Origin of the sequence: Micromonospora sp. NPDC049891 (assembly GCF_040660295.1) — a bacterium.
Lineage (GTDB): Bacteria > Actinomycetota > Actinomycetes > Mycobacteriales > Micromonosporaceae > Micromonospora.
This window is the reverse complement of the sequence record NZ_JBFAML010000022.1, coordinates 1-22,597: the sequence shown is the minus strand read 5'-3', so window position 1 is coordinate 22,597 and position 22,597 is coordinate 1. Positions and strand designations below refer to the sequence as shown.

The 22,597-nt window shown below is 69.8% G+C and carries 24 protein-coding genes; 14 read left to right on the top strand and 10 right to left on the bottom strand.

The window, feature by feature from the left end; genetic code table 11:
* The first annotated feature begins 19 nt into the window (after positions 1 to 19).
* Entirely contained in the window at positions 20 to 679 is a 660-nt protein-coding gene (locus tag AB0I71_RS23885) for a hypothetical protein (RefSeq protein WP_357588278.1), read from the top strand.
* Between the two features lie 62 nt (positions 680 to 741).
* Here AB0I71_RS23885 and AB0I71_RS23880 read toward each other — a convergent pair whose 3' ends face one another.
* From AB0I71_RS23880 to AB0I71_RS23870, 3 genes are all read right to left on the bottom strand, one after another.
* On the bottom strand, positions 742 to 2,508 hold the full coding sequence (locus tag AB0I71_RS23880) for a stealth family protein (protein WP_357588129.1): 1,767 nt from the start codon (positions 2,506 to 2,508) through the stop codon (positions 742 to 744).
* 61 nt (positions 2,509 to 2,569) lie between these two features.
* Positions 2,570 to 5,299, bottom strand: a complete 2,730-nt coding sequence (locus AB0I71_RS23875; protein ID WP_357588127.1) for a CDP-glycerol glycerophosphotransferase family protein — start codon at positions 5,297 to 5,299, stop codon at positions 2,570 to 2,572.
* Positions 5,300 to 5,365: 66 nt separating this feature from the next.
* Positions 5,366 to 7,180, bottom strand: a complete 1,815-nt coding sequence (locus AB0I71_RS23870) for a stealth family protein (protein ID WP_357588125.1) — start codon at positions 7,178 to 7,180, stop codon at positions 5,366 to 5,368.
* A 450-nt stretch (positions 7,181 to 7,630) separates the two neighbouring features.
* On the opposite strand from AB0I71_RS23870, the gene AB0I71_RS23865 reads away from it, so the two are divergent.
* Positions 7,631 to 8,548 carry a DNA-3-methyladenine glycosylase 2 family protein gene (locus tag AB0I71_RS23865; RefSeq protein WP_357588123.1) on the top strand — a complete coding sequence of 306 codons (918 nt, stop codon included), beginning with the start codon at positions 7,631 to 7,633 and terminating at the stop codon, positions 8,546 to 8,548.
* Between the two features lie 9 nt (positions 8,549 to 8,557).
* On the opposite strand, the gene AB0I71_RS23860 is transcribed toward AB0I71_RS23865, so the two are convergent.
* Entirely contained in the window at positions 8,558 to 8,770 is a 213-nt protein-coding gene (locus tag AB0I71_RS23860) for a hypothetical protein (protein ID WP_204011798.1), read from the bottom strand.
* Positions 8,771 to 8,906: 136 nt separating this feature from the next.
* Between AB0I71_RS23860 and AB0I71_RS23855 the strand changes: the two genes are divergently transcribed.
* Complete coding sequence (locus AB0I71_RS23855) at positions 8,907 to 10,007, top strand: ATP-dependent DNA ligase (RefSeq protein ID WP_357588121.1); 1,101 nt, start codon at positions 8,907 to 8,909, stop codon at positions 10,005 to 10,007.
* Positions 10,008 to 10,061: 54 nt separating this feature from the next.
* Positions 10,062 to 11,624 carry an alpha/beta hydrolase gene (locus AB0I71_RS23850; RefSeq protein WP_357588276.1) on the top strand — a complete coding sequence of 521 codons (1,563 nt, stop codon included), beginning with the start codon at positions 10,062 to 10,064 and terminating at the stop codon, positions 11,622 to 11,624.
* A gap of 42 nt (positions 11,625 to 11,666) precedes the next feature.
* On the opposite strand, the gene AB0I71_RS23845 is transcribed toward AB0I71_RS23850, so the two are convergent.
* Complete coding sequence (locus tag AB0I71_RS23845; RefSeq protein ID WP_357588119.1) at positions 11,667 to 12,341, bottom strand: helix-turn-helix domain-containing protein; 675 nt, start codon at positions 12,339 to 12,341, stop codon at positions 11,667 to 11,669.
* Positions 12,342 to 12,403: 62 nt separating this feature from the next.
* On the opposite strand from AB0I71_RS23845, the gene AB0I71_RS23840 reads away from it, so the two are divergent.
* Both AB0I71_RS23840 and AB0I71_RS23835 read left to right on the top strand, forming a co-directional pair.
* Positions 12,404 to 13,129: a DUF899 family protein gene (locus AB0I71_RS23840; protein WP_357588117.1), complete on the top strand. Its 726-nt coding sequence runs from the start codon at positions 12,404 to 12,406 to the stop codon at positions 13,127 to 13,129.
* 227 nt (positions 13,130 to 13,356) lie between these two features.
* On the top strand, positions 13,357 to 13,809 hold the full coding sequence (locus AB0I71_RS23835; protein ID WP_357588115.1) for a GNAT family N-acetyltransferase: 453 nt from the start codon (positions 13,357 to 13,359) through the stop codon (positions 13,807 to 13,809).
* On the opposite strand, the gene AB0I71_RS23830 is transcribed toward AB0I71_RS23835, so the two are convergent.
* On the bottom strand, positions 13,799 to 14,083 hold the full coding sequence (locus AB0I71_RS23830; protein WP_357588113.1) for a hypothetical protein: 285 nt from the start codon (positions 14,081 to 14,083) through the stop codon (positions 13,799 to 13,801). The genes AB0I71_RS23835 and AB0I71_RS23830 overlap by 11 nt on opposite strands.
* A complete protein-coding gene (locus AB0I71_RS23825) occupies positions 14,080 to 14,295 on the bottom strand; it encodes a hypothetical protein (protein ID WP_203994452.1) in 216 nt (71 codons plus the stop codon). Before AB0I71_RS23825 ends, AB0I71_RS23830 begins: the two co-directional genes overlap by 4 nt.
* 178 nt (positions 14,296 to 14,473) lie before the next feature.
* Here AB0I71_RS23825 and AB0I71_RS23820 point away from each other — a divergent pair, with 178 nt between their 5' ends.
* Genes AB0I71_RS23820 through AB0I71_RS23810 form a run of 3 tightly spaced genes read left to right on the top strand, consistent with a single transcriptional unit; the run spans position 14,474 to position 15,882 of the window.
* On the top strand, positions 14,474 to 15,340 hold the full coding sequence (locus tag AB0I71_RS23820; RefSeq protein ID WP_357588111.1) for a helix-turn-helix transcriptional regulator: 867 nt from the start codon (positions 14,474 to 14,476) through the stop codon (positions 15,338 to 15,340).
* Entirely contained in the window at positions 15,333 to 15,530 is a 198-nt protein-coding gene (locus AB0I71_RS23815) for a DUF397 domain-containing protein (protein ID WP_357588109.1), read from the top strand. Before AB0I71_RS23820 ends, AB0I71_RS23815 begins: the two co-directional genes overlap by 8 nt.
* Before the next feature lie 58 nt (positions 15,531 to 15,588).
* Positions 15,589 to 15,882, top strand: a complete 294-nt coding sequence (locus AB0I71_RS23810) for a hypothetical protein (protein WP_357588107.1) — start codon at positions 15,589 to 15,591, stop codon at positions 15,880 to 15,882.
* A 3-nt stretch (positions 15,883 to 15,885) separates the two neighbouring features.
* On the opposite strand, the gene ligD is transcribed toward AB0I71_RS23810, so the two are convergent.
* Complete coding sequence (gene ligD, locus AB0I71_RS23805) at positions 15,886 to 16,911, bottom strand: non-homologous end-joining DNA ligase (protein ID WP_357588105.1); 1,026 nt, start codon at positions 16,909 to 16,911, stop codon at positions 15,886 to 15,888.
* 47 nt (positions 16,912 to 16,958) lie between these two features.
* On the opposite strand from ligD, the gene msrB reads away from it, so the two are divergent.
* Positions 16,959 to 17,369 (top strand): peptide-methionine (R)-S-oxide reductase MsrB, encoded by a 411-nt coding sequence (gene msrB / locus AB0I71_RS23800; RefSeq protein ID WP_204011836.1) that lies wholly within the window; start codon positions 16,959 to 16,961, stop codon positions 17,367 to 17,369.
* Between the two features lie 6 nt (positions 17,370 to 17,375).
* Here the strand turns inward: msrB and AB0I71_RS23795 are convergent, their stop codons facing one another.
* Positions 17,376 to 18,035 (bottom strand): DUF305 domain-containing protein, encoded by a 660-nt coding sequence (locus AB0I71_RS23795; protein ID WP_357588102.1) that lies wholly within the window; start codon positions 18,033 to 18,035, stop codon positions 17,376 to 17,378.
* Positions 18,036 to 18,163: 128 nt separating this feature from the next.
* On the bottom strand, positions 18,164 to 18,913 hold the full coding sequence (locus AB0I71_RS23790) for a lytic polysaccharide monooxygenase (protein ID WP_357588100.1): 750 nt from the start codon (positions 18,911 to 18,913) through the stop codon (positions 18,164 to 18,166).
* A gap of 152 nt (positions 18,914 to 19,065) precedes the next feature.
* Between AB0I71_RS23790 and AB0I71_RS23785 the strand changes: the two genes are divergently transcribed.
* The 4 genes from AB0I71_RS23785 (at position 19,066) to AB0I71_RS23770 (ending at position 22,545) form a co-directional block, all read left to right on the top strand.
* Positions 19,066 to 19,326: a Prokaryotic metallothionein gene (locus tag AB0I71_RS23785; protein WP_357588274.1), complete on the top strand. Its 261-nt coding sequence runs from the start codon at positions 19,066 to 19,068 to the stop codon at positions 19,324 to 19,326.
* A 98-nt stretch (positions 19,327 to 19,424) separates the two neighbouring features.
* A complete protein-coding gene (locus AB0I71_RS23780) occupies positions 19,425 to 19,865 on the top strand; it encodes a GNAT family N-acetyltransferase (protein WP_357588098.1) in 441 nt (146 codons plus the stop codon).
* A gap of 208 nt (positions 19,866 to 20,073) precedes the next feature.
* A complete protein-coding gene (locus tag AB0I71_RS23775) occupies positions 20,074 to 21,171 on the top strand; it encodes a lytic polysaccharide monooxygenase (RefSeq protein ID WP_357588096.1) in 1,098 nt (365 codons plus the stop codon).
* 276 nt (positions 21,172 to 21,447) lie between these two features.
* Positions 21,448 to 22,545 (top strand): lytic polysaccharide monooxygenase, encoded by a 1,098-nt coding sequence (locus AB0I71_RS23770; protein WP_357588093.1) that lies wholly within the window; start codon positions 21,448 to 21,450, stop codon positions 22,543 to 22,545.
* The last annotated feature ends 52 nt before the right edge of the window (positions 22,546 to 22,597 follow it).

Below are 22,597 nucleotides of genomic sequence, written 5' to 3'. Positions count from 1 at the left end.
AGGAGGGCACGTGGCACAGATGAAGCGGACCGTCATCGCCGTGGGCGCCATGTTCGCACTTACGGCCTGCGCTCCCGCGGGTTACGGCGGGGCGGACGGCGGCGCGGCCGAGCCGGTCGCCGTCGCCGCGGCCGAGCCCACCGTGACCGCCGACCCCGAGGCCAGCGCGGAACCGGGCGCCTCGGCGTCTCCGGGCGCGGAGGCCGAGACCGACGCTCCCCTGCCCGACGGGGTCGAACTGACCGAGAGCCTGACCGGCAAGAAGTTCCCCCGGATGGGCAGCGCGGTGGTCAACCAGGACGGATTCATCCTGTACCGCTTTGACCGCGACACCAACGACCCGCCGTCGTCCAACTGCGAAGGCCAGTGCCTCGAAGTGTGGCCGGCCGCACTGACCGACGGGAACCCGGAGCTCAAGGGTGTCTCCGACGACGCCGTCGGCACCATCACCCGGGAGGACGGCACCCGCCAGATCACCCTGGACGGTTGGCCGCTCTACACCTACATCGGTGACAAGAAGCCGGGCGCCTGGAAGGGCCAGGGCGTCGGTGGCACCTGGTTCGTGGTCAACCCGGACGGCAGCAAGAACCTGGAGTGCCTGCCCAAGGGCACCCCGAAGGCGGTCGCCCCGCCGTCGAAGACCGAGTCGAACGACTCCGGCTCCGACTACGACTACTGATCCGTCAGCACGCCGGGTGGCCGGCCGCAGCCAGCGATGGCGCGGCCGGCCACCGGCGTCTGTCAGCCGCGCTCCCAGGGGCTGGGCACCGGGAAGTAGGTGTCGAGGAACGGCGTGACGACCTTGAGTTGAGCGGCCAGGTCGTCCTCGGTCGAGAAGGCGTCGTTCAGGCAGAACACGTGCCGGTCCCGCTTGGCCAACAGGTGCGCGAGACGGGCGGGCGTGTCCGGATGGGACAGCTCCGCGATCGTGTACTCCAGCGCACCCGGTACCGCCCGGCCGGTGTGGAACGCGTAGTAGTGGTGCAGCGACGAGGCGATCGAGATGTCGGTGAGGCTCCGGAAGCGGCTTGCGGCGGTACGGCCGTGCTCGGCGGCGAAGGTTTCCTCGATCTCGTACAGCACACTGCGTCGCAGGGCATGGGGCATGTGCTTCATCTTCTGGGTGAGCACGGTGCCGAACCGCTCGGCGATCAACTCTCGGTTGTTCTTCCCCGCGGCCGAGGACGGAATGTCCCCGGCGGAGGATGGGCCGGGCGGCACCAGGGCAGGCGACGGGAAGAACCGGGAGATCCCGTTCGCCAGGAAGAAATCGCTGGGCAGCACCTCGCAGCCGAGGAAGACGTCGTCGTTGAAGTAGAGGAACTGCTCGGAGAGCCCGTCGATGTGGTGCAACTGACTCTCGATGGCGTGTGAGTTGTAGGTGGGCAGCACCGACCGGTCGGCGAAGATCTCCCGGTGGCTGATCACCTGGATTCCGGGTACGGACGGATCCAGCCAGGGCGGCACCTGGTCGTCGGTGACCAGATACACGTTGCGCACCCACGGTGCGAACAGGTGCAGCGACCGGAGCGAGTAACGCAGCTCGTCCCGGCTGAGGAACCTGGCCGCACTGGCCGCCTCGCTGTGATACGGGCTGCCGGTCGCGGCGGCACGACGCCGCAGCCATTCCGGATCGGTACCGTCGACCCAGGTGTAGACAACGTCGATCGGGAACGCGACGTCGTCGGGACGTCGGCCCGCGAACTCCGGCCTGGTCCGGGCGGTTGCGGGGGCCGTCTCGGGCACGAGCGCGGTGAACCGCGACTCGGACACGGCGACCGCTGGCGTGTCGACCACGACCTCCTCGGCCACCGGATTGCGTCGGGGCGCCACCAGCGCCGTCTCCCGCCGATTCCAGAACTCGACCTCGCACCCGTACGCCTGGCCCAGGACGAGGCGTTGCCGGGGGTCCGTCCAGTACCAGGTCAGTCGGATCACCGTGGCGTCGGCGAGACGCTTCCACGACTTCGCCTCGAAGCCCGGAAGCGGAGGCTGTTCGCTGCCGTCGCGCACCGCCGCCACATAGCCCGGCACCCGCGCGCAGGCAGCCGCGAGAGCGGCGTACGCCCGCTCCTGGTCCGCGGCGTCCACCGCGACCACCGACGACAGGTGCGATCGACCACGGACCCGGAAGTACTCCACCCCGGCCGCGTCGAGCGCGGTGATCACCGCCGCCAGATTCTCCGTCCGGGCGCGCAACGGCGTGCTGTCCCCCGTGATCCGGGCCACCCGGGGCGACTGGTCCGCGACGACGACCGCACGGTCGCCGCCGGCGAGCAGTTCCGGCTGCCGCCGCGCCAACCACTCACCCCGACGGCTCGCGAGCTGGGTGTCCCGGGATGCCTTGGCGACCCACTGCTTCAACTGGTGCCGGGTCCGCGGGCTCACCTTCCTGGCGATGGCCCGCCGGGTCTGCGGGCTCAGCACCCGCCGATAGACATCCACCAGCCCGGTCGGCTCCGCGAGGGCACGCGGCGTCTCCGATTCGCTGGTTTTCCCGTCGGTCATCCGCCGTCTCCCCACCCAGCCACGGTTGCCCGCCGCGGAGCGAAATGGCGCACGCCGCTGCTCATCGCTGCGGCCCCGGCAGCGCAGCGATAGCGGCGGCCACCCGCTTGCAGTTCTGCTGATCCTGCACCTCGAAGAACTCAGCGGCGCGCCTTGAGTACTCCTCCTCGCGGGCGCAGCCCTTCTCCAGATAGCTGACGATGGCCTTGACCGTCTCCGTCGCCGACTCGCAGACCGGGCCGAAACCATGCTTCCGGTGTTCGAAGTAGCCCCGACGGTAACCGCCGATGGAGAAGTACTCGTCACTGTCGAAGTGGGCGTAGATCAGCGGGGTGCCCAGATAGGCCACGTCGAAGGCCGTGGAGGAGTAGTCGGTAATGAACAGGTCGCACTGCCGAAGCGCGTCCTGCACGCTGCGCTGTGTCTGATCCACCACGGCGAAGCAGGATTCCGCGGGCACCATGCTCGTCGACATGGAGCGCATTTCGTAGTGCGGCAGGAATTCGAGGACGTAACCGTGACGTTGGAGGCTCTGCTTCAGCTCGTCGCTACCGAAAAGCTCCCGGAGGAACTCCGCGTATCGCGACGACTCAAACGGAAATCGCGGGCGCAGCGAGGGGTTGTAGGACGGGCTCACCAGGTAGCTGCGCCAGGTGGGCATCAGCAGGATCCGACGGTGTCCGCGATCCGGGAGCAGTGCGTCGAAGCGGGGGAACCCGAGCCGTTGCGCGGCGCTGCCGTAGTCGAAATGGTTCGCCACATACTCGGCCTCCTGCCCTGCGGCAGCCACGAACAGGTCGACTCCGGTCTTGGCGCGGTGCAGTCCGCCGCTGACGTCCTTGTCCGTCACGCCGTGCTGGAGGAAGACGCGAGCCGGACCGATGCGCCAGTTCAGGTGCTTCAGGAAGGCGGTGCGCTCCCACCGGGACGGAAGCATGTACGAGTCGATGTCGTAGGAGTTGATCAGCTTGGTGGCGTGCAGCAGCAGGAACTTGTGTCGGAACGAGTCGTACGTGACGACGTTGCCCAGCCCGCGCAACCGTTCCCGGTCAGGGCTGTCCTTGGCGATGACGTAGTAGGCGTTCCGCCGACGCTCGGTGCCCCGCAGGTAGCGGAACAGGTGCCAGGAGTTGTCCTGTGCGGTGTCCTTACGCTCGCCGACCAGCCAGATGTCCCGTCTCCGCATGAACGGTTCGGTGAGCGTGCGCAGCAGACGCTGCTTCCAGAACGGCTGGCGCGAGGCGGCGTGTCGCAGGTCCTTGCGTAGCAGCATGCGCTGCCACCGGCGGCGGCCTGCGGCCCCACCCGCCTTGAGGACCTGCAAGGTGGCGTCCTCCCGCCCGCTGAAGCCGGGCAGGATTCGCGTGTCGCCGGCGACCTTCAACGGCGCGTCGCGCAGGAACGCGGCGGAGATCAGGCACTGCCGGGATGCCTGGCCGGTCTCGGTCATGAAAACCAGCCGCAGACTGTGGTGGCCGCTACGCAGCTCGGCGACGGGGATCTCAGCCGTGAAGCCGGCCCACTCACGGTTGTTGTCCGGCGACTTCAGGTCGGCACGACGCTCCAGCGTTGCCGGCACCGTCACGCCACTGCCCCGCACCCGCAACCCGAGCGGGGTCGAGATCGGACGATTCATCGGCAATCCGCTGATCTGCACGTGCCCCGACACCTTGAGCTTCTCGCCCGAGTCGCTCAGTCGCACCTGTTCAAGCCGGGCGGAGACAGTGCTCACCTTCGTCAGCGGGAGGAACGCCGGCGGGATCGGATAGCCCAGGAACAGCTCTCCCCCGCACGCCACCACCCCCTGCACCCGCTCCCAGGGGCGGGCGAACAGGTCGAAGTCGTACGACTTGAAGGCCAGGTAGGCCACCCGGTGCCGGGTGTCAGCGGTCCACTGGGCGATGAAGGAGGGATCGATGTCCTGGTAGATCCGGCTGCACCGCTCGAAGATCCGCCACAGGTCCTTGTCCTCGAAGAGAGTGTGTGCCCGCATGGCGAAACCCTGGTAACTGCGGACCAGGAAGCGCTCAAGCACCTCTCGCCGAAAGACGTCGAGTTCCGGACGCATCTCGGCGAGGGTCTCACACAGGTCCAGGTGATCCCAGTAGTTCTGCTCCCGAGTGAACAGGTTGTCCATGATGGAGTTCGCGCTCACCCGGCGGCGGTACTGGTAGACCACCTCGTCAACGAGGGCGATCCGCTCTGCCTTCAGCAGCATCGGAATGGCGAGGAACGCGTCCTCGAAGTGGACACCCTCCCGGAAACGGAAGCCGTGCTGCCGCAGCTGGGTCAGGTCGTAGAGTTTGTGACACGGTCCGGCGTCGAAGATCAGCTCCGGCGCGTCGACGACCGACTGGAGCAGCCGGTCGCCCTTCCCGAACGGCTTCTTCCACAGGAAGGCGGTGCGCTTCGGAAAGGTGTCCATGTCACCGATCGCGATACTCGCCTGATGCGTCACGATCGCCTTCAGCAGCACCTCGATGGCGCGCGGTGGCAGGATGTCGTCCGAGTCGACGAAGGCGACGTACGGCGTGTCCGCCATGTCCAGCGCCAGGTTCCGCGCGGCGCCCGGCCCGCTGTTGTTCTGCCGGACCGCCGTCACGTTCGGATGCTCCGCGGCGAACTGCTTGGCCAGCAGATCGGACCCGTCGGTGCTGCCGTCATCGACCAGAATCACGCGGCATTGTGCGAATGCGGTCTGTGCCGCGATCGAGTCAAGAGTCTCGGGCAGGTAGTCCTCGACGTTGTAGACCGGGACGATGATCGTGACCTGGGGGACAGGGCCTACCACTCGGAGCTCCAGTGAGGATGGTGTGCGGGGAGTACGCGTTGACAGGTGCACATATGCGCGCCTGGATCAGCCGTCTGGCCTGGTGAGAACGTTGGGGCCGCCAGCTGTCCTGAATCTCGTGTTGGGCAGGGTCGGTGCGTCGATCTGGTTGGGCTGCCGGGTGACCGGGGCGCTCTGCCGGGAGCGGCGCCACAGGGCGCTGGCGCCCTGCTTGCGGCGCTCGGCCACCGCTTCCTCGGGCAGTTCGAACGGTGCCGGGAAGGGCAGGTAGCGGGGCAGGAAGTCAGCGAGCATCCGCTCCTGCTCCGCCAGCGCACGAGGATCCGAGTCGGTGTCGTTGAGGCAGAACACGTCACGGTGCCGCCGCGCGAGCAGCTCGGCGAGGCGGGCCGGGGTCGAGGGATGGCCGAGGTCCGCGTACTCGTACTCGATGTCGGCCGGGACCGCCTGCGCGGTCAGGTACGCCCAGTACTGGTGCAACGACGACGGGATCGACAGGTCCTCGTGGTGGCGGAACCGGTGCTGCGCGGTGGCCGTCACGTCGGCCTGCAACACCGCCTCGATCTGGTGCATGATGCTGCGGCGCAGGGCGAACGGCGTGTGCTTCAGCTTCTGCGTGATGGTCACGCCGAACTGCCGCTGGATGTGCCGGCGGTTGTTCTTCCCGGCGGCGTTCACCGGCGGGTCGGTGGGCTTCGCCTCGCCGAGCCCGAACTGGGCGGGTGAGAGGAAGAACTTGGCGATCCCGTTGGCGTGGAAGAAGTGGGTCGGCAGCAGCGGACGACCCAGGAAGACGTCGTCGTTCAGATAGAGGAAGTGTTCCGCCAGCCCTTCGATGCGGTGCAGCCGGGACTCGATGGCGTGCGAGTTGAACGACGACAGCCCGCCGAGATCGGCGAAGAGTTCGGCGTGCGACACGACGGTGATCATCGGATGGCTCGGATCGAGCCAGCTGGGCAGCTGACCGTCGGTGACCAGGAAGATCTTCCGCAGCCAGGGGGCGAAGCTGTGCAGCGAGCGCATCGAGTACCGCAGCTCGTCCCGGTTCTGGTAGCGCGACGAGTTGGCCGCGATCGCGTGCAGCTCACCGCCCGGGCTGCCCAGCGCGGCCCGCTTGCGCTCCAGCCATTCCGGATCCGAACCGTCCACCCAGGTGTAGACCGCGTCGATCGGGAACCCCACCCGGTCCGGGGCGCGGACCGTGAGGTCGCGACGGGTGCCGTAGGTGTGGTCGTCGGCCTCCGGTACGAAGTGGCTGAGCAGCGCCGCGGCGACCCGGACCGGCTCGGCCCGGGCCGGCGCCTCGTCGATCACCGCGTTGTGCCGGGGGGCGCGGACGACGTCGCCCACCCGGCTCCAGAACTCGATCTCGCAGGCGAACTGGGCACCGAGCACCACACCGGCCCGGACATCGGTCACCGGGAACCACACCTGGATCACCTCGGTGGGCGCCAGGTCCGGCTGGTTGCGCCCGGGGCGTACCTCGACGGTGCGTACGTGCGCGCCGGACAGCGCCGGTGCCGACCGGACCAGCCGGCGGACCGCGTCCCGCTGGTCCACCAGAATCGCCACGGAACTGCGCAGGTAGTCGTCGTTCCGCAGGCAGTGGTACTCGATGCCGGCGGCCTCCAGGGCTGCGGTGACCGCCGTCAGGTTGCGGTGCCACATCTCCAGTGGCGTCGCCGCGGCCACCACCTCGGCCTCGGTACGGGAACCGTCGTCGGTCACCGTCACCCGCGCGCCCACCGGGTGCAGGGCGTCACTGCCGCGCGGCCGGGTGAAGGTACGCACCAGGCCGAGCCGCCGATGCTCGGGAAGCAGGTGGAGCAGCCGCCGCCGGAGAGCGGGCGGCAGGAGACGGTAGGCGCGCAGCGCAATCATTCGGCCGGCCGTTCAGTATGGACGGTCACGGCACGATCAGCGCCGAGGGACGCCGAAGCGAAACCCGTGCGCCAGGCGCCCTGTATGAACAACCGCTGCGGCAACCATCCCCGTTACCCTTCTGCACAGCTCCCCGTGGCACGCGAAGGGCAACCGGTCGATCGTGCATCCGGCGCACCGTGCCGTTTCCGGACGGATCTGACCCTGCGCAGGTCGGACCATAGCAGCGTGTTCACCTGCGGGACAGTTGCGCTCCGCCGGATGGCCACCGTGTCGACAGGCAGCAAGCCGGATAGGTCCGCTGATGTGGGATTTGCCCTAAGAATCCTGGCCGATCAGGTGGCCCGAAGACCGCACGGACGGCTGCCGAGAATTGACCGAGCAACGTCTATCCATCACGTCCGGGTGGGTCCGCGACGACCTGCCCGGGCGAGGTGACACAGTGACGTGGTGACCGGGACGGAACCGAACCTGCGCCGGGTGCTGCGCACACCGCCCGGCTACCGCTTCGCCGCTTCGGTGCGCCCGCTCAGCTTCAGCCCGTACGACCCGTGTGCGCGCATCGTCGCGGGCGTCTTCTGGTGGGCGGCGCGCACGCCCGACGGACCGGCCACCCTCGCCCTGCGGCCCGAGGGCGGTGATCTGGTCGCCGAGGGTCACGGCCCGGGCGCCGGCTGGGTGGTCGAGCACGCCGACTCGGTGGCCGGGCTCCGCGACGACCTGACCGGATTCGCGGACCTCGCCGCCTCCCACCCCGTGGTCGCCCAACTGGCCAGTCAGCAGGCGGGGCTGCGGATGCCGGCCACCGGGCTGATCTTCCCCCGGGTGCTGCGGGCCGTGCTGGAACAGAAGGTCACCGGCAAGGAGGCCTACCGGGGGTACGCGGCGACAGTGCGCCATTTCGCCGAGCCGGCGCCCGGGCCGGTGCGGCTGCTGCTGCCACCCGACCCGGCGGCTGTCGCGGCCGCGCCGTACTGGGTCTTCCATCCGTTCGGGGTGGAGCAGCGCCGGGCCGAGACGTTGACGCGGGCCGCGCGGGTGGCCGACCGCCTGCAACGATGCGCCGACTCGGCCCAGGCCACCCGGTTGCTGCGGTCGATCCCGGGCGTCGGGCCGTGGACCGCCGCCGAGGTGGTCCGGGTCGCCTACGGCGACGCGGACGCGGTGAGCGTCGGCGACTATCACGTACCCAACACGGTCGCCTGGGCCCTGGCCGGCGAGTCGCGCGGCGACGACGCCCGGATGCTGGAGCTGCTGGAGCCGTTCCGGGGCCACCGGGGCCGGGTCTGCCGGCTGCTGGAGGCCGCCGCCGTGCAGGCACCGAAGTTCGGCCCGCGCGCCCCGATCCGCTCCTTCGCCCACTACTGACCGCCGGTATCAGGCGGCCTCGCGCAGGTCGGCCAGGTCGACAGGGGTACGCCGACGTAGCAGCTCCGCCAGCTCGTCCACCGAGCCCACCTCGCCGAGCACGTTCTTGCCGCCACCGAAGCGCCGGGGGTAGTGGTGCACCAGCCGGTACACGTACCGGCCGTGGATCAGCTCGACGCTCACCCGCCACCGTCCGCAGCACCCGCACACCCACTCCACCACCTCGCGAAAGTAGCTCTGACCTGCGCTTTTACGATTCGCCCGGGTGGGACGTGACGGGCCTGAGGCGGACACGCCGCCCACCGGGCCGCCGTGATCCGGCTCACCACTGTCGGTGCCGTCTGGTTGACTGATCGCCGTGGACCTGCCGATCAACCCGCCGGTGGAGCCGATGCTCGCCCGCAGTGTCAGCTCGATCCCCACCAGCCCGGGGATGACCTACGAGCCCAAGTGGGACGGCTTCCGCTGCATCGTCTTCCGCGACGGTGACGAGGTGGAGCTGGCCAGCCGGGGCGGCAAGACGATGACCCGCTACTTCCCCGAGGTGGTCGAGCAGGCCCGCCGGCAACTGCCGCCACGCTGCGCGGTCGACGGCGAGCTGATCGTGATCCGCCGCGACGGCCCGGACGGGCAACCCCGGCTCGACTTCGAGCTGCTGGCCCAGCGCATCCACCCGGCGGCCTCCCGGGTGAAGCTGCTCGCCGAGACGACCCCCGCCGACTTCGTCGCCTTCGACCTGCTCGCACTCGGCGACGAGAGCCTGCTCGACGCCCCCTACCCGACCCGTCGGGCCCGGCTGGAGCAGGCGTTGGCCGGGGTGCGACCCCCGGTGCACGTCACCCAGATCACCACCGACGCCGAGGTGGCGCGTCGCTGGTTCGACGTTTTCGAGGGCGCCGGCCTGGACGGTCTGATCGCCAAGCCCGCCGACCTGCCGTACGAGCCGGGCAAACGGCTCATGGCCAAGGTCAAGCACGCCCGCACCGCCGACGTGGTGGTGGCCGGGTTCCGCTGGCACAAGTCCGGCCCGGTGGTCGGGTCGCTGCTGCTCGGCCTCTACGACGACGCCGGGGTGCTGCACCACGTCGGGGTAAGCGCCTCGTTCACCATGGCCCGCCGCGCCGAGCTGCTGGAGGAGCTGGCCCCCTACCGGGACGCCGGGCCCGAGCACCCCTGGGTGCACGGTGACCACGAGCGTGGACAACGCATCCCGGGCGGGGTCAGCCGGTGGACCGGCACGAAGAACCTGGAATGGGAGCCGCTGCGCCCGCAGCTGGTGGTCGAGGTGGCGTACGACGCGATGGAGGGTGACCGGTTCCGGCACACCGCGCGCTTCGTCCGCTGGCGACCCGACCGTGACCCGCTCTCCTGCCGATACGATCAACTTGACCGGCCGGTCCGGTTCGACGTGGACCAGGTGCTGCGGGGTGACCCGGCGGTGTCGGCCGGGCCCGCGTAGCTTGGCCGTCGATCTGATCACGGAGGCTCGTTCGTGACCCGTACGCCCGACCGGATCCGCCGTTTCCGGCTCACCGTGGCCGGCCTGACCGCCGCCGTCGTGGTCACCGCCGGCTGCACGCTACCGGCGTTCGCGCCGCGCACCGACGTCGACGGCCAGGCTGCGGCGCCGGGAGCCGCACCCACCTGGCGGTCCTGCCCGGAGGTGGCCGACGAGGTGGTCGGGCGGCGCGCTCCGGACATCAGGTACGAGTGCACCCGCATCCAGGTGCCCCGGGACTGGACGGGCGGCAGCGCCGCCACGACCGGCCCCGGTGCCGGTGAGACCTTCGAGATCGCGCTGCTCCGGGCCCGCTCCACGAACCAGCGCGACCGGATCGGGTCCCTGCTGCTCAACCCGGGCGGCCCCGGCGGCTCGGGCGTCGACACCGCCGTCTACCTCACCTTCGGCGAGCAGTACGGCGGCCTGCCCGACGCGATCCTCGAACGCTTCGACATCGTCGGTTTCGACCCGCGCGGCGTGGCCCGGTCCAGCCCTGTCGAGTGCATCCCGGACGCCGACCTCGACGCCGTCTTCGGTTACAACCCCGACCCGGAGAGCCAGGCGTCGTTCGACGACTTCGTCGCGCTCAACAAGCGCATCGGCCAGGGCTGCGGCGCCAAGTACGGCGACCAACTGCCGCTGTACGGCACCGAGCAGGCCGCCCGCGACATCGACGCGATCCGGGCCGCCGTCGGCGACGAGAAGCTGACCTACCTCGGCTACTCCTACGGCACCCTGCTGGGGGCCACGTACGCCCAGTTGTTCCCGCAGCGGGTGCGGGCGCTTGTGCTCGACGGCGCGGTCGACCCACGGCAGGGGTTGATCGAGGGTTCGGAGAGCCAGGCGAAGGGCTTCGAACGGGCCTTCGACAACTTCACCAGGTGGTGCGCGGCAAACGCGGGTCGGTGCCCGATCGCCCCGGATGCCCGGGCGGCTGTCACCTCGGCGATCGACAAGGCAGAGGTCTCCCCCGTCCGCTCGGCCGACGGGCGGGAAGCCACCGCCGGCTGGATCTTCTACGCGATCGTCTCGTCGCTGTACTCGGAGTCCGGCTGGCAGCAGCTCGCCCAGGCCATCGACAGGCTGAACGAGGGCAACCCGACAGACGTGTTCCGGCTCGCCGACAACTACACCGACCGCGACGACGACGGCCGTTACAGCAACCTGTTCGACGCGAACCTGGCCATCAACTGCGCCGACGAGGAGGAACGCCCCGGCCTGGAGCGGATCCGCCAGCTCCAGTCCGAGTGGCGGACCCGGTACCCGCTCTTCGGCGCACCGCTCGCCTCCGGTCTGGTCTCCTGCACCGAATGGCCAGGCGGAAGTGACCCCTACCCGACCGGCCGCGCCGAGGGCGCCCCGCCGATCCTTGTCGTCGGCACCACAGGCGACCCCGCCACGCCGTACGAACAGACCCCGGCGCTGGCCGAGATGCTGGGCGTGGGACGGGTGCTCACCTGGGAGGGCGAGGGCCACACCGCCTACCCGCAGACGACCTGCGTCACCGAGGCGGTCGACGCATACCTGATCGATTTGACCGTCCCGCCCGAGGGCAAGCGCTGCCCAGCCCGTTGACCGGGCGGCGGTCGTTCGCCGTGCTGGCGGCGGGGCGTCCGGTCAACGGCTCAGGCTCGCGCCGAGGTAAAGGCGTACGACGCGGGTGACGGTGTCGCGGTCGCCCTCGACGCGTACGGTCCCGGCGCGTTCAGCGTCGGTGAGCGGCAGGCCGCCGAATAGCACCCCGCTCCAGGCCGTCGACTCGGCGGTCACGGTCGCCACCGGGTCGACGGCGGCACCGGGCCGGACGTCCAGCAGCCCGTCGACGGTGGTCAGCCGGTAGTCGCGGACCGCTGGATCGGGCTGGCGGGCGTCGTAGAAGCGCAGGGCGGTCGGCGGCAGGCCCTCGGGGACGGGGGGCGCCATGGTGCGCATGGCGAGGGCCATGGCGTCGGGGGTCATGCCACCGCTGGTGCGGGGGTCCGGCCCGGACGAGTACCACCGGCCCAGCGACGCGAGGACCGACTCCAGGCCGCGGCCCCACTCGGTGACGGCGTACGCGCGGGTGCGCGCCAGGTCGGTAAGCGTCACCTGGTCGACGATGCCGGCCTGACGCAGGGATCTGAGCCGGTCACTGAGGACGGCCGGGGTGATGCCACGGACGGACTCCTGGAGGTCGGCGAAGCGTTTGGGGCCGAGGAGCAGTTCGCGGACGACGATGAGCGTCCACCTGTCGCCCACCAGGTCGAGGGCGTTGGCGGCCCGGCAGGCGTCACCGTGGTGCGCGTAGGTCAACTTGGCAGGCAATCCTCATCAACTTCTTTCACACGAGTAGACGCTATGCTTATAGTAGCGGCATGTCGAGTATGGATACCCAGCCAGCACCTCCAGTGGTCGACCGCGACACCTGGCTCCGGGAACGCAACGCACTGCTCGTACGGGAAAAGGAGCACACCCGGGCGGGTGATGCCATCGCGGCCGCCCGCCGCCGCCTGCCGATGACCGAGGTCAACCCGGTCAAGCTGATCGGCGAGCAGGGCTCGATCTCATTGGTCGACATCTTCGACGGACGAGACCAACTCGTGGTCTACAAGCACATGTGGCACCTCGGCAAGCCGTTCGAGGAGCAGTGCGAGGGCTGCACCATCAGCATCTGGAACTTCCACGAGGCTAGCTACCTGGAGGCACGGGGCATCAGGTTCGCGGTCTTCGCCGAGGGACCATACGAGGAGATCGCACCGTTCCGCGAGTTCATGGGCTACCTCCACCCGTGGTACTCGACGTACGGCATCGACGAGCCCGCAGTGGCCGGCGGCGGCAACATCGCCTGCTACCTGCGCCGGGGTGACCAGGTGTTCCTCACCTACGAGACGACCGGACGCGGCGTCGAGGCGATCATGGGATCGCTCAAGCTGCTCGACATGACGGCCTACGGACGGCAGGAAGCCTGGGAGGACTCCCCCGACGGCTGGCCGCAGGCCGACCCGACGTACAGCTGGTGGCGCAAGGACGGCCGCCCAGTAGCCCAGTGGACCCGCCCCGGCGCCACGCCCGTCCAGTCGGACCAGCACCACTGCCACTGAACACCACAGTCGAGCGGTTGCCGCCCGCCTGAGGCCAACTGGGCCTCAACGACGTCCCTGGGCCGCCTACGGTGCGCCCAGGGACGCCGGGACACCTGCCGCCCATGCCCGTCGGGTGCGGATCCGCTGGCACCGCCGTAGCGGTGATCGGAAGCGTCACCCGGCACAGCGACAGTTGACGGTGCTCTGCCGCACATCGGGGTGCGCCGCTGTGGGACGCTCGCGGGATGAGTGAGGTGATCTTCCGTGAGGCGGTCCGGGCCGACCTGCCGGCCATCCTCGATCTGCTCGCCGACGACATGCTGGGGCGTACCCGTGACGTCGGCGAGGTCGACGCCACGTACGAGAAGGCGTTCGCGGACATCACCGCCGACCCGCGTAACCAACTCGTCGTCGCCGAGGCGGGGGGTGAACTGCTGGGCTGCATGCAGCTCACCTACATCCCGGGGCTGGGCCGGCACGGCACCGAGCGGCAGTTGGTCGAATCGGTACGGGTCCGCTCGGACCAGCGCGGACATGGCCTGGGCCGGCAGATGATGACCTGGGCGATCGACCAGGCACGGCAGCGCGGCTGCGGCCTGGTGCAGCTCACCACCGACAAGACCCGCCACGACGCGCACCGCTTCTATCTCGGTCTCGGCTTCGTCGCCAGCCACGAGGGGATGAAGCTCAGTCTCTGACACCGGCGGACGAGGGCCCGGCCAGCCTGGGTCGCCCCACGTCGCAACCGAGGATTGTGGCCCAGAAGGTCGTCAGCGTCGCCAGACTCGACCCGTGGGTCAAGGACCGGGTGGACTTCCGGATCAGCCAGAAGTCACCCTCGGGCAGGACGATCGCCCAGCCGATCGGGATGTCCTTCTCCGCCACGAGCACCAGCAGTTCCGGCTTGCTGTCGACCTCGATCTCGGGCAGGTCCGCCACGTCGACGGACCCGATCCCCTGCTCCCCGCTCACCGGTAGCTCCGCCGGTGGCATCGCCGCACGGCGTGGCGGGACCGCCACAGCCGGGCCAGCCGCAGCAACGGCAGCTGCCGCCGCAGGACCGCAGTCGGCGCGTTCCGCTCGGGTTGACGGGCGCGGTACGCACCGGCCCGCTCTTGGTACGCGGACCGTTGCACCACGTCGATCGGTGCGTCCTGCCGCTGAAACCATTTCCACCGAGCCACCTCAGACCTCCCAACGCCAGGAGCCAGTTCCTTCAATCGCCACAATCCGGGAGGTTCGATGGACCGCGCAACACTCATCGTGAGACAGTCATCTAGGGATGCGCATCTCGTCTGTTGATGCAAGGGCCGTCTCACGGCAAGCCTGATGACGTGTCGGGATGAGACAGGAAGGACGGCAGTGGCTGAAGTTGGCTCCACGGTGCCTCGTCGGGAACTGGGCCGTCTGCTCCGCCAAACCCGAGAACAGGCCGGGATCGGCTTGGAAGCCGCCGCCTCAGATCTTGAATGGTCGCGGGCGAAGATGTACCGGATCGAATCTGGTCAGACTCCGATCCGCGCACTGGACGTCGAACAGATGTGCCGGCTTTACGGTGCCTCGCCAGAGACATCGGAGGTCCTGATCAGCCTCGCCAAGGAGTCCAAGGGCAAGGGCTGGTACCACGCCTACGGAGCGGTGATCCCTCGGTGGTTCCAGCTGTACGTCGGGCTTGAGTCGGCCGCAAGCCACATTCGCACCTACGAGCACGGTTTGGTTCCCGGACTCCTACAGACTCCCGAGTACACGGCAGCAGTCGCGCGATCTCGACCGGGCATCACGGACGAGGAGGTCGCAAAACTTGTTGAGCTGCGGTTGGAGCGTCAACGCGTTCTCGCCAGGCGGCGTCCCGCTGCGCCCACCCTTGACGCAATCTTGGACGAGGGCATTCTGCACAGGAGCGTGACCGGCATGGCTGAGCAGATTGACCGACTGATTGCGGCCAGCGAGAAACCCAACGTGTCGATCAGGATCTCTCCGCTTGGCAGCAAGCTGACTCGTGCTGCCGTGGCTGGGAGCTTCGTCATCCTGGACTTTCCCACACAGGGTGCTCGGTCAGCCGAGCCGACCACCGTGTACTGCGAGGGACTCACCGGCGCGCTGTACCTTGACCGGCTGGAAGAGGTCCGCGCGTATGCCGAACTCTGGAACCACATCAGCGCCGAAGCGTTGAGCGTCGAGGCGTCCCAGACGCTGATGCGGCAAATCAAGGAGAGGCAGCATGACTGATCTGACCGGTGCAATCTGGCGAAAGGCCAGCCGCAGCAGCGATCAAGGCAACTGCGTGGAGGTGGCGGACAATCTGGCCGACGCGGTCGGGGTGCGGGACAGCAAGGACGTCGGCGGGCCGGTGCTGCGGTTCGACGCCTGCCAGTGGCGCTCCTTCGTGAACGGTGTGAAGGGTGGCGCCCCGAGCTGACGCTCGATCGGCGCGGGCGCGTTGCCCGCCGTAGCGCAGGGCTGGTTCGATCACCGGCATGGAGATTCTTCTGGCCACACTCCTCGCCCTGGTCGTCGGCCTTCTGCTCGCGCAGGCGCCGAGCCGTCGCGAGGTGGCCCGCACCGCATACCGGCTGACCGAGCTGGAGCGGCGGCTGACCCTGGTGATGGATCACCTCGGCGTGGCCGACACCGACCCGCTGCCCCCGGTCGTCCGGGAGCACCTCGCCCGAGGTAACAAGATCAAGGCGATCGCGGAGTACCGGAAGATCACCGGTGCGGACCTGCTGACCGCCAAGACCGTGGTGGAGGCGGGCGACACGCGCCGGTGACGGTCAGCGGGGGCGGTCGCGATCCTTGGAGGGCTGTACGCGCTTCGGCTCGCCGGGCATCTTCGGGTGGTCCGGCGGGTAGGGCAGGTCGCCCTCGCCGGCGGCGGCGTCCCGCTCGGCCCATTCGAGCAGCGGCGTGATGTCCCACCCGGCGTCGTCGATGCCGGCGTGCGGGTCGCCGCGCTGGGCCAGCCGTTCCGGCACGGTACGCAGGTCGAAGTCGTCAGGCTCGACGTCGGGCAGCTCGTCCCAGGCGACCGGGGTGGAGACGGTCGCCCGGGCGTTGGCGCGCAGCGAGTACGCGCAGGCGATGGTGCGGTCCCGCGCCATCTGGTTGTAGTCCACGAAGACCCGCTCGCCGCGCTCCTCCTTCCACCAGGCGGTGGTGACCAGGTCGGGTCGACGGCGGGCCAGTTCCCGGGCCAGCGCGATTGTGGCCCGGCGTACCTCGACGAACGTCCAGCGCGGTTGGATGCGCAGGTAGACGTGTACACCCCGACCGCCGGAGGTCTTCGGCCAGCCCGGCACCCCCAGCTCGTCGAGGATCGCGCGCAGCTCGGCGGCGGCCGTCGCGGCGTGGGCGAAGTCGGTGCCGGGCTGCGGATCGAGGTCGACCCGCAGCTCGTCGGGCTGGTCGACGTCGGCGGCGCGCACCGGCCAGGGGTGGAACACCACGGTGCCCATCTGCGCTGCCCAGGCCACGTGGGCCAGGTCCGCCGGGCACAGCTCGGCGGCCTTGCGGCCGCTGGGAAAGCTGATCTCGGCAGTCTGCACCCAGGGCGGCACGCCCCGGGTCGGCACCCGCTTCTGGAAGAACATCTCCCCCTCGATGCCGTCGGGGAAGCGCTGCAAGGTCGTCGGTCGGTCGCCGAGCGCGCGCATGATGCCGTCGCCGACGCTCACGTAGTAGTGGAAGACGTCGGCCTTGGTGAAGCCCCGCTCCGGGAAGATCACCCGATCGGGGCTCGACAGTCGTACGGTGTGCCCGGCCACCTCGATCTGCTCGGCCGCAGCCTTCGTGCCACCCATTGCGCGACCATATGCGACGGGTCCGACCTTCGGCGTACCGTTGACCCGTGAGTCTTCCCGACAGTGAACTGCCCCGCACCGAGGACGAGTGGCGGGTCCGGCTCAGCCCCGCCGAGTTCCGGGTGCTGCGCGAGCACGGCACCGAACCGGCGTGGACCGGCGAGTACGTCGACACCAAGACGCCCGGCATGTACAGGTGTCGGGCCTGCGGTGCCGAGTTGTACCCGAGCGACACCAAGTTCGACTCGCACTGCGGCTGGCCGAGCTTCGACGACGCCATCCCGGGCGCGATCAAGGAGATCGAGGACAACTCCCTCGGCATGAGCCGCACCGAGATCCGCTGCGCCCGCTGCGACAGCCACCTCGGGCATGTCTTCCGTGGTGAAGGCTTCACGCCGAAGGACACCCGACACTGCGTGAACTCGCTCTCCATCCGGCTGGACCCGAACGACGCCTGACCCGGTTCACCTCGGCCGGGCGGCCATCAGCGCAACCTGAGCGGTACGCGACTGTTCGACGCGCCGGGCCAGGTCGAGCACCCGTGCGTCGGTACCCGCGGCCAGGTGTGCCCGGGCCAGGTCGGCGGCGGCCTGCTGGTGCGCGCTGAACACCTCGATCAGCACCGCGTCGACCTCGGCGTCCGGAGCATCTCGCAGTCGCGCCAACTGTTCGGGGCCGGTGCCGTGTCCGGCGTGGTCGTCGGCGCGGGCGCTGCGCCCGGCCTGTGCCAACCAGCCGCGTGCGGTGGCCAGTTCGTCGGACTCGGTCGCCTCGACGGCGGCGACCAGGGTGCGCAGGTCGCTGTCGGTCAGCCGGTCCCGGACGAGCCGGACGATCTGGAGGGTCTGCTCGGTGTGTCCGGCCATCATCGACAGGAACAGCAGGTCGATGCCGGTCATCTCGCTGGTGACGCCAGGCGTCGCGGCGGGGGCGGCGGCCACCGGCGGTGGGGCGTCGCTGGGCGCGGGCTGCCCGGACGGCGCGGGCGAGCCGCCGCAGCCAGCAACCAGCAGCACCGCGAGCAGGTGCAGCGGCAGCACCCGCAGCGTGGCACGCCGCGCCCGCACCACGGCGCGCCCTTCGGGCGGCCGGGCCGACGACACGACGACTCGGGCCCCCAGCACGCCGGCTCCGACCCGCGACACGCCGGCCCCGGCCGACAGCACACCAGCTCCCGCCCACAGCACGGCGGGCGGGTGCGACGGCTCGGCGGGCGGGAGGTGCGGCCAGCTCCGGCCGCACCTCCCGCCGGTCAGATCTGGCTCCACAGCGCCGGTACGTTCGGCGGCTCCCAACCGGCGATGGCGGTGTGCGCCTGCCGGCAGCGGTAGCTACGGCCGCCGTAGGTGACCTGGTCCCCGACGGCGTACGCCCGACCGGCTGTCCAGGTGCCGCCGACCGGCGGGTTGGTGGTCGGGGCGACAGTCGGGGTGGGCGACGGGGCGGGCGGGTTCGTGGTCGGGCTCGGGCTGGGCGTCGGGTTGCCGCCGCCACCGCCGATCTGCAGGTCCACGCAGGAGTAGAAGGCGTTTGCGGTGTCCGAGATGTTCCACACCGCCAGCAGCTTCTGCCGGCCCGAGTAGCCGGACAGGTTGACGGTGTGCGAGACGGTCGCGCCGGGCTGGCGTCCACCGCCGGAGAAGACCGCGACGCGGGTGTTGCCGATGAAGTACTCCCAGTCCCGGGTGGCGTGCATCGCCGTGTTGACCCAGGTGAACGTCACGGTGGTGCCGACCGAGGTGGCCGGCCAGCCACGGTTGTCGTCGTTGAGGACGGCGAAGTGCGAGATGTTGGCGTGGCAGTTGCGCAGCCCCTTGGGGCCTTCGACGCTCTGCGGTTCCCACCTGATCTGCCCGCAGTCGGGCACCCGGTTCTGGGCGCAGAGTGCCTGGCGACTCGGTGGTGACGAGACGTAGCCGTGGGCCTGGGCAGGGGCGGCGACGGCCAGGGTGGAGACCATGGCGCCCGTCGCGACGAGCGGAAGGGTGATTCTTCGGCGCATGGCGGCAGCTCCTTGTCGGCGTGATGCCTGGTGAGGTGCCACCAACATAATTTAAACCTTGTTAACAGTAAAGACCACTGTCGATAAAAGACGAGCCACCCGGCACCTTGCCGCAAGATAGGACAAAAGGTCTACCGATGGAGGTACGGGGCGTGGCTACCTGCGAGGTCTGCGGCAACGACTACTGGCTGGCGTTCGAGGTGCGTACGGTCAGCGGCGACGTGCACACCTTCGACAGCTTCGAGTGCGCGATCCACAAGCTGGCACCGATCTGCGAGCACTGCGGCATCAAGATCTCGGGCCACGGGGTCGAGGTCTCCGGTCGGTTCTTCTGCTGCGGGCACTGCGCCCGCTCGGTGGAAGCCGAGCGCGGCGCCGAGATCCGCGACGCGGTAGGTGCCCGTCCCGCCTGACCGCCCCGCACCGTCAGACTGCGGCGCGAGCAGCACCGGCACCGGCACCGGCACCGGCACCGGCACAAGGTTCCTGGGCACCGCACTAGCCTGGCGGGATGTCTAGCACGCAGTTGCGGGTCGCCAGTTTCGCCGAGTTGGACGCCCGCACCTTCCACGACCTGGCACGGCTCCGCGTGGACGTCTTCGTGGTCGAGCAGGAGTGCGCGTACCCGGAACTCGACGGCCGCGACATCGAACCCGGCACCCGACACCTGTGGCTGGCGCAGGGCGGCGCTCCGGTGGCGTACCTGCGGATCCTGGCCGACCCCGACGGGGTGGCCAGGATCGGGCGGGTGGTGGTGGCGCCGGAGGCCCGCAGTGCCGGGCACGCGGGACATCTGATGACGGCGGCGCTCGCGGAGATCGGTAACCGGCCGTGCGTGCTGGACGCGCAGTCGCATCTGGTCGACTTCTACACCCGGCACGGCTTCACCGTCAGCGGACCGGAGTACGTCGAGGACGGCATCCCGCACACACCGATGCGCCGGACCGGGTGAACGACCTGAATCCACTGTTGGAAGCGCTTCGACGACGCCTCGCACCCCGTGCTGGAAATCGCTTTCCTCATTGACGTGTGACGATCGAACGTGCCATCCTTCCGGTCGAGCCGGTACACGAGGGCGACGCTGACAGCACGGGAGAGGGCAACTCCCGAGCGTCCGGGCGATGTCGAGATAGATCCGACGACTCCCCCTGGGGGGCTCCATGTCCAATTCGCTCAGATCATCGAGGGCGCTGTGGCTACTGGCCGTCGCGGCCGTCGCCACGCTGCTGCTCACCACGGCATTTGTGCCACCCGCCTCCGCGCACGGCTCGGTGGCCAACCCGGTCTCCCGCAACTACGGCTGCTGGCAGCGCTGGGGCGGTGACTTCCAGAACCCGCGGATGGCCACCGAGGACCCGATGTGTTGGCAGGCGTGGCAGACCGACACCAACGCCATGTGGAACTGGAACGGCCTCTACCGCGAGGGCGTGGCCGGTAACCACCAGGCCGCCATCCCGAACGGCCAGCTCTGCTCCGGCGGGCGCACCGAGAACGGGCGCTACCGGGCGATGGACGTGCCGGGCGCCTGGCGGACCACCTCGGTCGGCAACAACTTCCGGCTGAAGTTCTACGACCAGGCCAGCCACGGTGCCGACTACATCCGGGTGTACGCCACCCGCCAGGGCTACGACGCGCTGAACACGCCGCTGGCCTGGTCGCACCTGGAACTTGTCGGTCAGATCGGCAACACCCCGGCCTCGCAGTGGCAGCAGGAGCCGGGCGGGGTCTCCATCGAGATCCCGGTCAACGCCCCGGGCCGCACCGGCCGGCACGTCATCTACACGATCTGGCAGGCCAGTCACTCCGACCAGTCGTACTACATCTGTAGCGACGTGCAGTTCGGCGGCGGATCCACCCCGCCGCCCACCACGCCGCCGCCCACCACGCCGCCGCCGACCACTCCCCCGCCCACCACTGCCCCGCCGACCACGGCGCCGCCCACCAACCCGCCGGTGACGGGTGCCTGCTCGGCGACGTACCGGGTCACCTCGACCTGGTCCGGCGGATTCCAGGGCGAGGTACAGGTGACCGCAGGCAACGCGGCCATCCGCAGCTGGCGGGTGACCTGGACGAACGCCAGCGGCCAACAGGTCAGCCAGGCCTGGAACGCCACAGTGACCTCCAGCGGCTCCACGGTGACCGCCACGAACGTCAGCTACAACGGCAACCTCGGTGCCGGTGCCAGCACCAGCTTCGGCTTCCTGGCCTCCGGCAGCAGCACGAACACACCGACGGTCACCTGCACCGCCACCACCTGACCCCGGCCGGGGCCGCGCCACACTCCCTCAGGCGCGGCCCCGCCCGGCTCGGCGAGCGGCAGCCGGCAGGCCACCCGGCAGCACCACCAGCACCCCGTCTGGTGGTGCTGCCGGAGGCGCGCTCCGGAGAGCGCTTCCCGCGTTGACGTACGCCGATGCTTCGTGGCACGCTTCCCTCGGAGCCAACACCACAGGGGCAACGCAGGTCGGCACGGGAGAGGCAACTCCCGAGCGTCCGGGCGCTTTCGCGAACTGACAATTCCCTTGGGGAGCTCCATGTCGAACGTACTCAGATCACCACGCGCTGCCTGGCTGCTGGCCGTCGCGGCCGTCGCCCTGTTGCTGCTCACCACCGCGCTGACAAACCCCGTCTCCGCGCACGGCGCCACGGTCAACCCCGGGTCCCGCGCCTACGGCTGCTGGGAGCGCTGGGGTGGTGACCACATGAACCCGCGGATGGCCACCGAGGACCCGATGTGTTGGCAGGCCTGGCAGGCCAACCCGAACGCCATGTGGAACTGGAACGGCCAACTCCGCGAGGGGGTGGGCGGCAACCACCAGGCGGCCGTACCGAACGGCCAGCTCTGCTCGGGCGGGCGTGCCGAGGGCGGTCGCTACAACGCCCTCGACACCCTGGGTGCCTGGCGGACCACCCCGGTCCCCAACAGCTTCCAGTTGAAGTTCTTCGACCAGGCCAGCCATGGTGCCGACTACCTCCGGGTGTACGCCACCCGGCAGGGTGTTGACACCCTCACCAAGCCACTGGCCTGGTCCGACCTGGAACTGGTCGGCCAGATCGGCTACACGCCGGCGTCGCAGTGGCAACGGGAGGTCGACGGGGTGTCGATCCAGATTCCGGTGAACGCGCCCGGCCGCACCGGCCGGCACATCATCTTCACCGTCTGGCAGGCCAGCCACTTCGACCAGTCGTACTACCACTGCAGCGACGTCCAGTTCGGTGGCGGCACCACCCCGCCGACCACCACGCCGCCCACGACCACGCCGCCGACCACCACGCCACCCACCACCACCCCGCCGACCACTACCCCGCCCACCACCAACCCGCCGGTGACGGGTGCCTGCTCGGCGACGTACCGGGTCACCTCGACCTGGTCCGGCGGATTCCAGGGCGAGGTACAGGTGACCGCCGGCAACGCGGCCATCCGCAGCTGGCGGGTGACCTGGACGAACGCCAGCGGCCAACAGGTCAGCCAGGCCTGGAACGCCACAGTGACCTCCAGCGGCTCCACGGTGACCGCCACGAACGTCAGCTACAACGGCAACCTCGGTGCCGGCGCCAGCACCAGCTTCGGCTTCCTGGCCTCCGGCAGCAGCACCAACACACCGACGGTCACCTGCACCGCCACCACCTGACCCCGGCCGGGGCCGCGCCACACTCCCTCAGGCGCGGCCCCGCCCGGCTCGG

What these genes read in the sequence shown, in the direction of transcription:
- AB0I71_RS23815 (WP_357588109.1), top strand. Translation starts at nt 15,333, where the DNA reads ATGACTGATCTGACCGGTGCAATCTGGCGAAAGGCCAGCCGCAGCAGC.
- AB0I71_RS23840 (WP_357588117.1), top strand. Translation starts at nt 12,404, where the DNA reads ATGTCGAGTATGGATACCCAGCCAGCACCTCCAGTGGTCGACCGCGAC.
- AB0I71_RS23775 (WP_357588096.1), top strand. Translation starts at nt 20,074, where the DNA reads ATGTCCAATTCGCTCAGATCATCGAGGGCGCTGTGGCTACTGGCCGTC.
- AB0I71_RS23790 (WP_357588100.1), bottom strand. Translation starts at nt 18,913, where the DNA reads ATGCGCCGAAGAATCACCCTTCCGCTCGTCGCGACGGGCGCCATGGTC.
- ligD (WP_357588105.1), bottom strand. Translation starts at nt 16,911, where the DNA reads ATGGGTGGCACGAAGGCTGCGGCCGAGCAGATCGAGGTGGCCGGGCAC.
- AB0I71_RS23870 (WP_357588125.1), bottom strand. Translation starts at nt 7,180, where the DNA reads ATGATTGCGCTGCGCGCCTACCGTCTCCTGCCGCCCGCTCTCCGGCGG.
- AB0I71_RS23880 (WP_357588129.1), bottom strand. Translation starts at nt 2,508, where the DNA reads ATGACCGACGGGAAAACCAGCGAATCGGAGACGCCGCGTGCCCTCGCG.
- AB0I71_RS23780 (WP_357588098.1), top strand. Translation starts at nt 19,425, where the DNA reads ATGTCTAGCACGCAGTTGCGGGTCGCCAGTTTCGCCGAGTTGGACGCC.
- AB0I71_RS23770 (WP_357588093.1), top strand. Translation starts at nt 21,448, where the DNA reads ATGTCGAACGTACTCAGATCACCACGCGCTGCCTGGCTGCTGGCCGTC.
- AB0I71_RS23835 (WP_357588115.1), top strand. Translation starts at nt 13,357, where the DNA reads ATGAGTGAGGTGATCTTCCGTGAGGCGGTCCGGGCCGACCTGCCGGCC.
- AB0I71_RS23885 (WP_357588278.1), top strand. Translation starts at nt 20, where the DNA reads ATGAAGCGGACCGTCATCGCCGTGGGCGCCATGTTCGCACTTACGGCC.
- AB0I71_RS23810 (WP_357588107.1), top strand. Translation starts at nt 15,589, where the DNA reads ATGGAGATTCTTCTGGCCACACTCCTCGCCCTGGTCGTCGGCCTTCTG.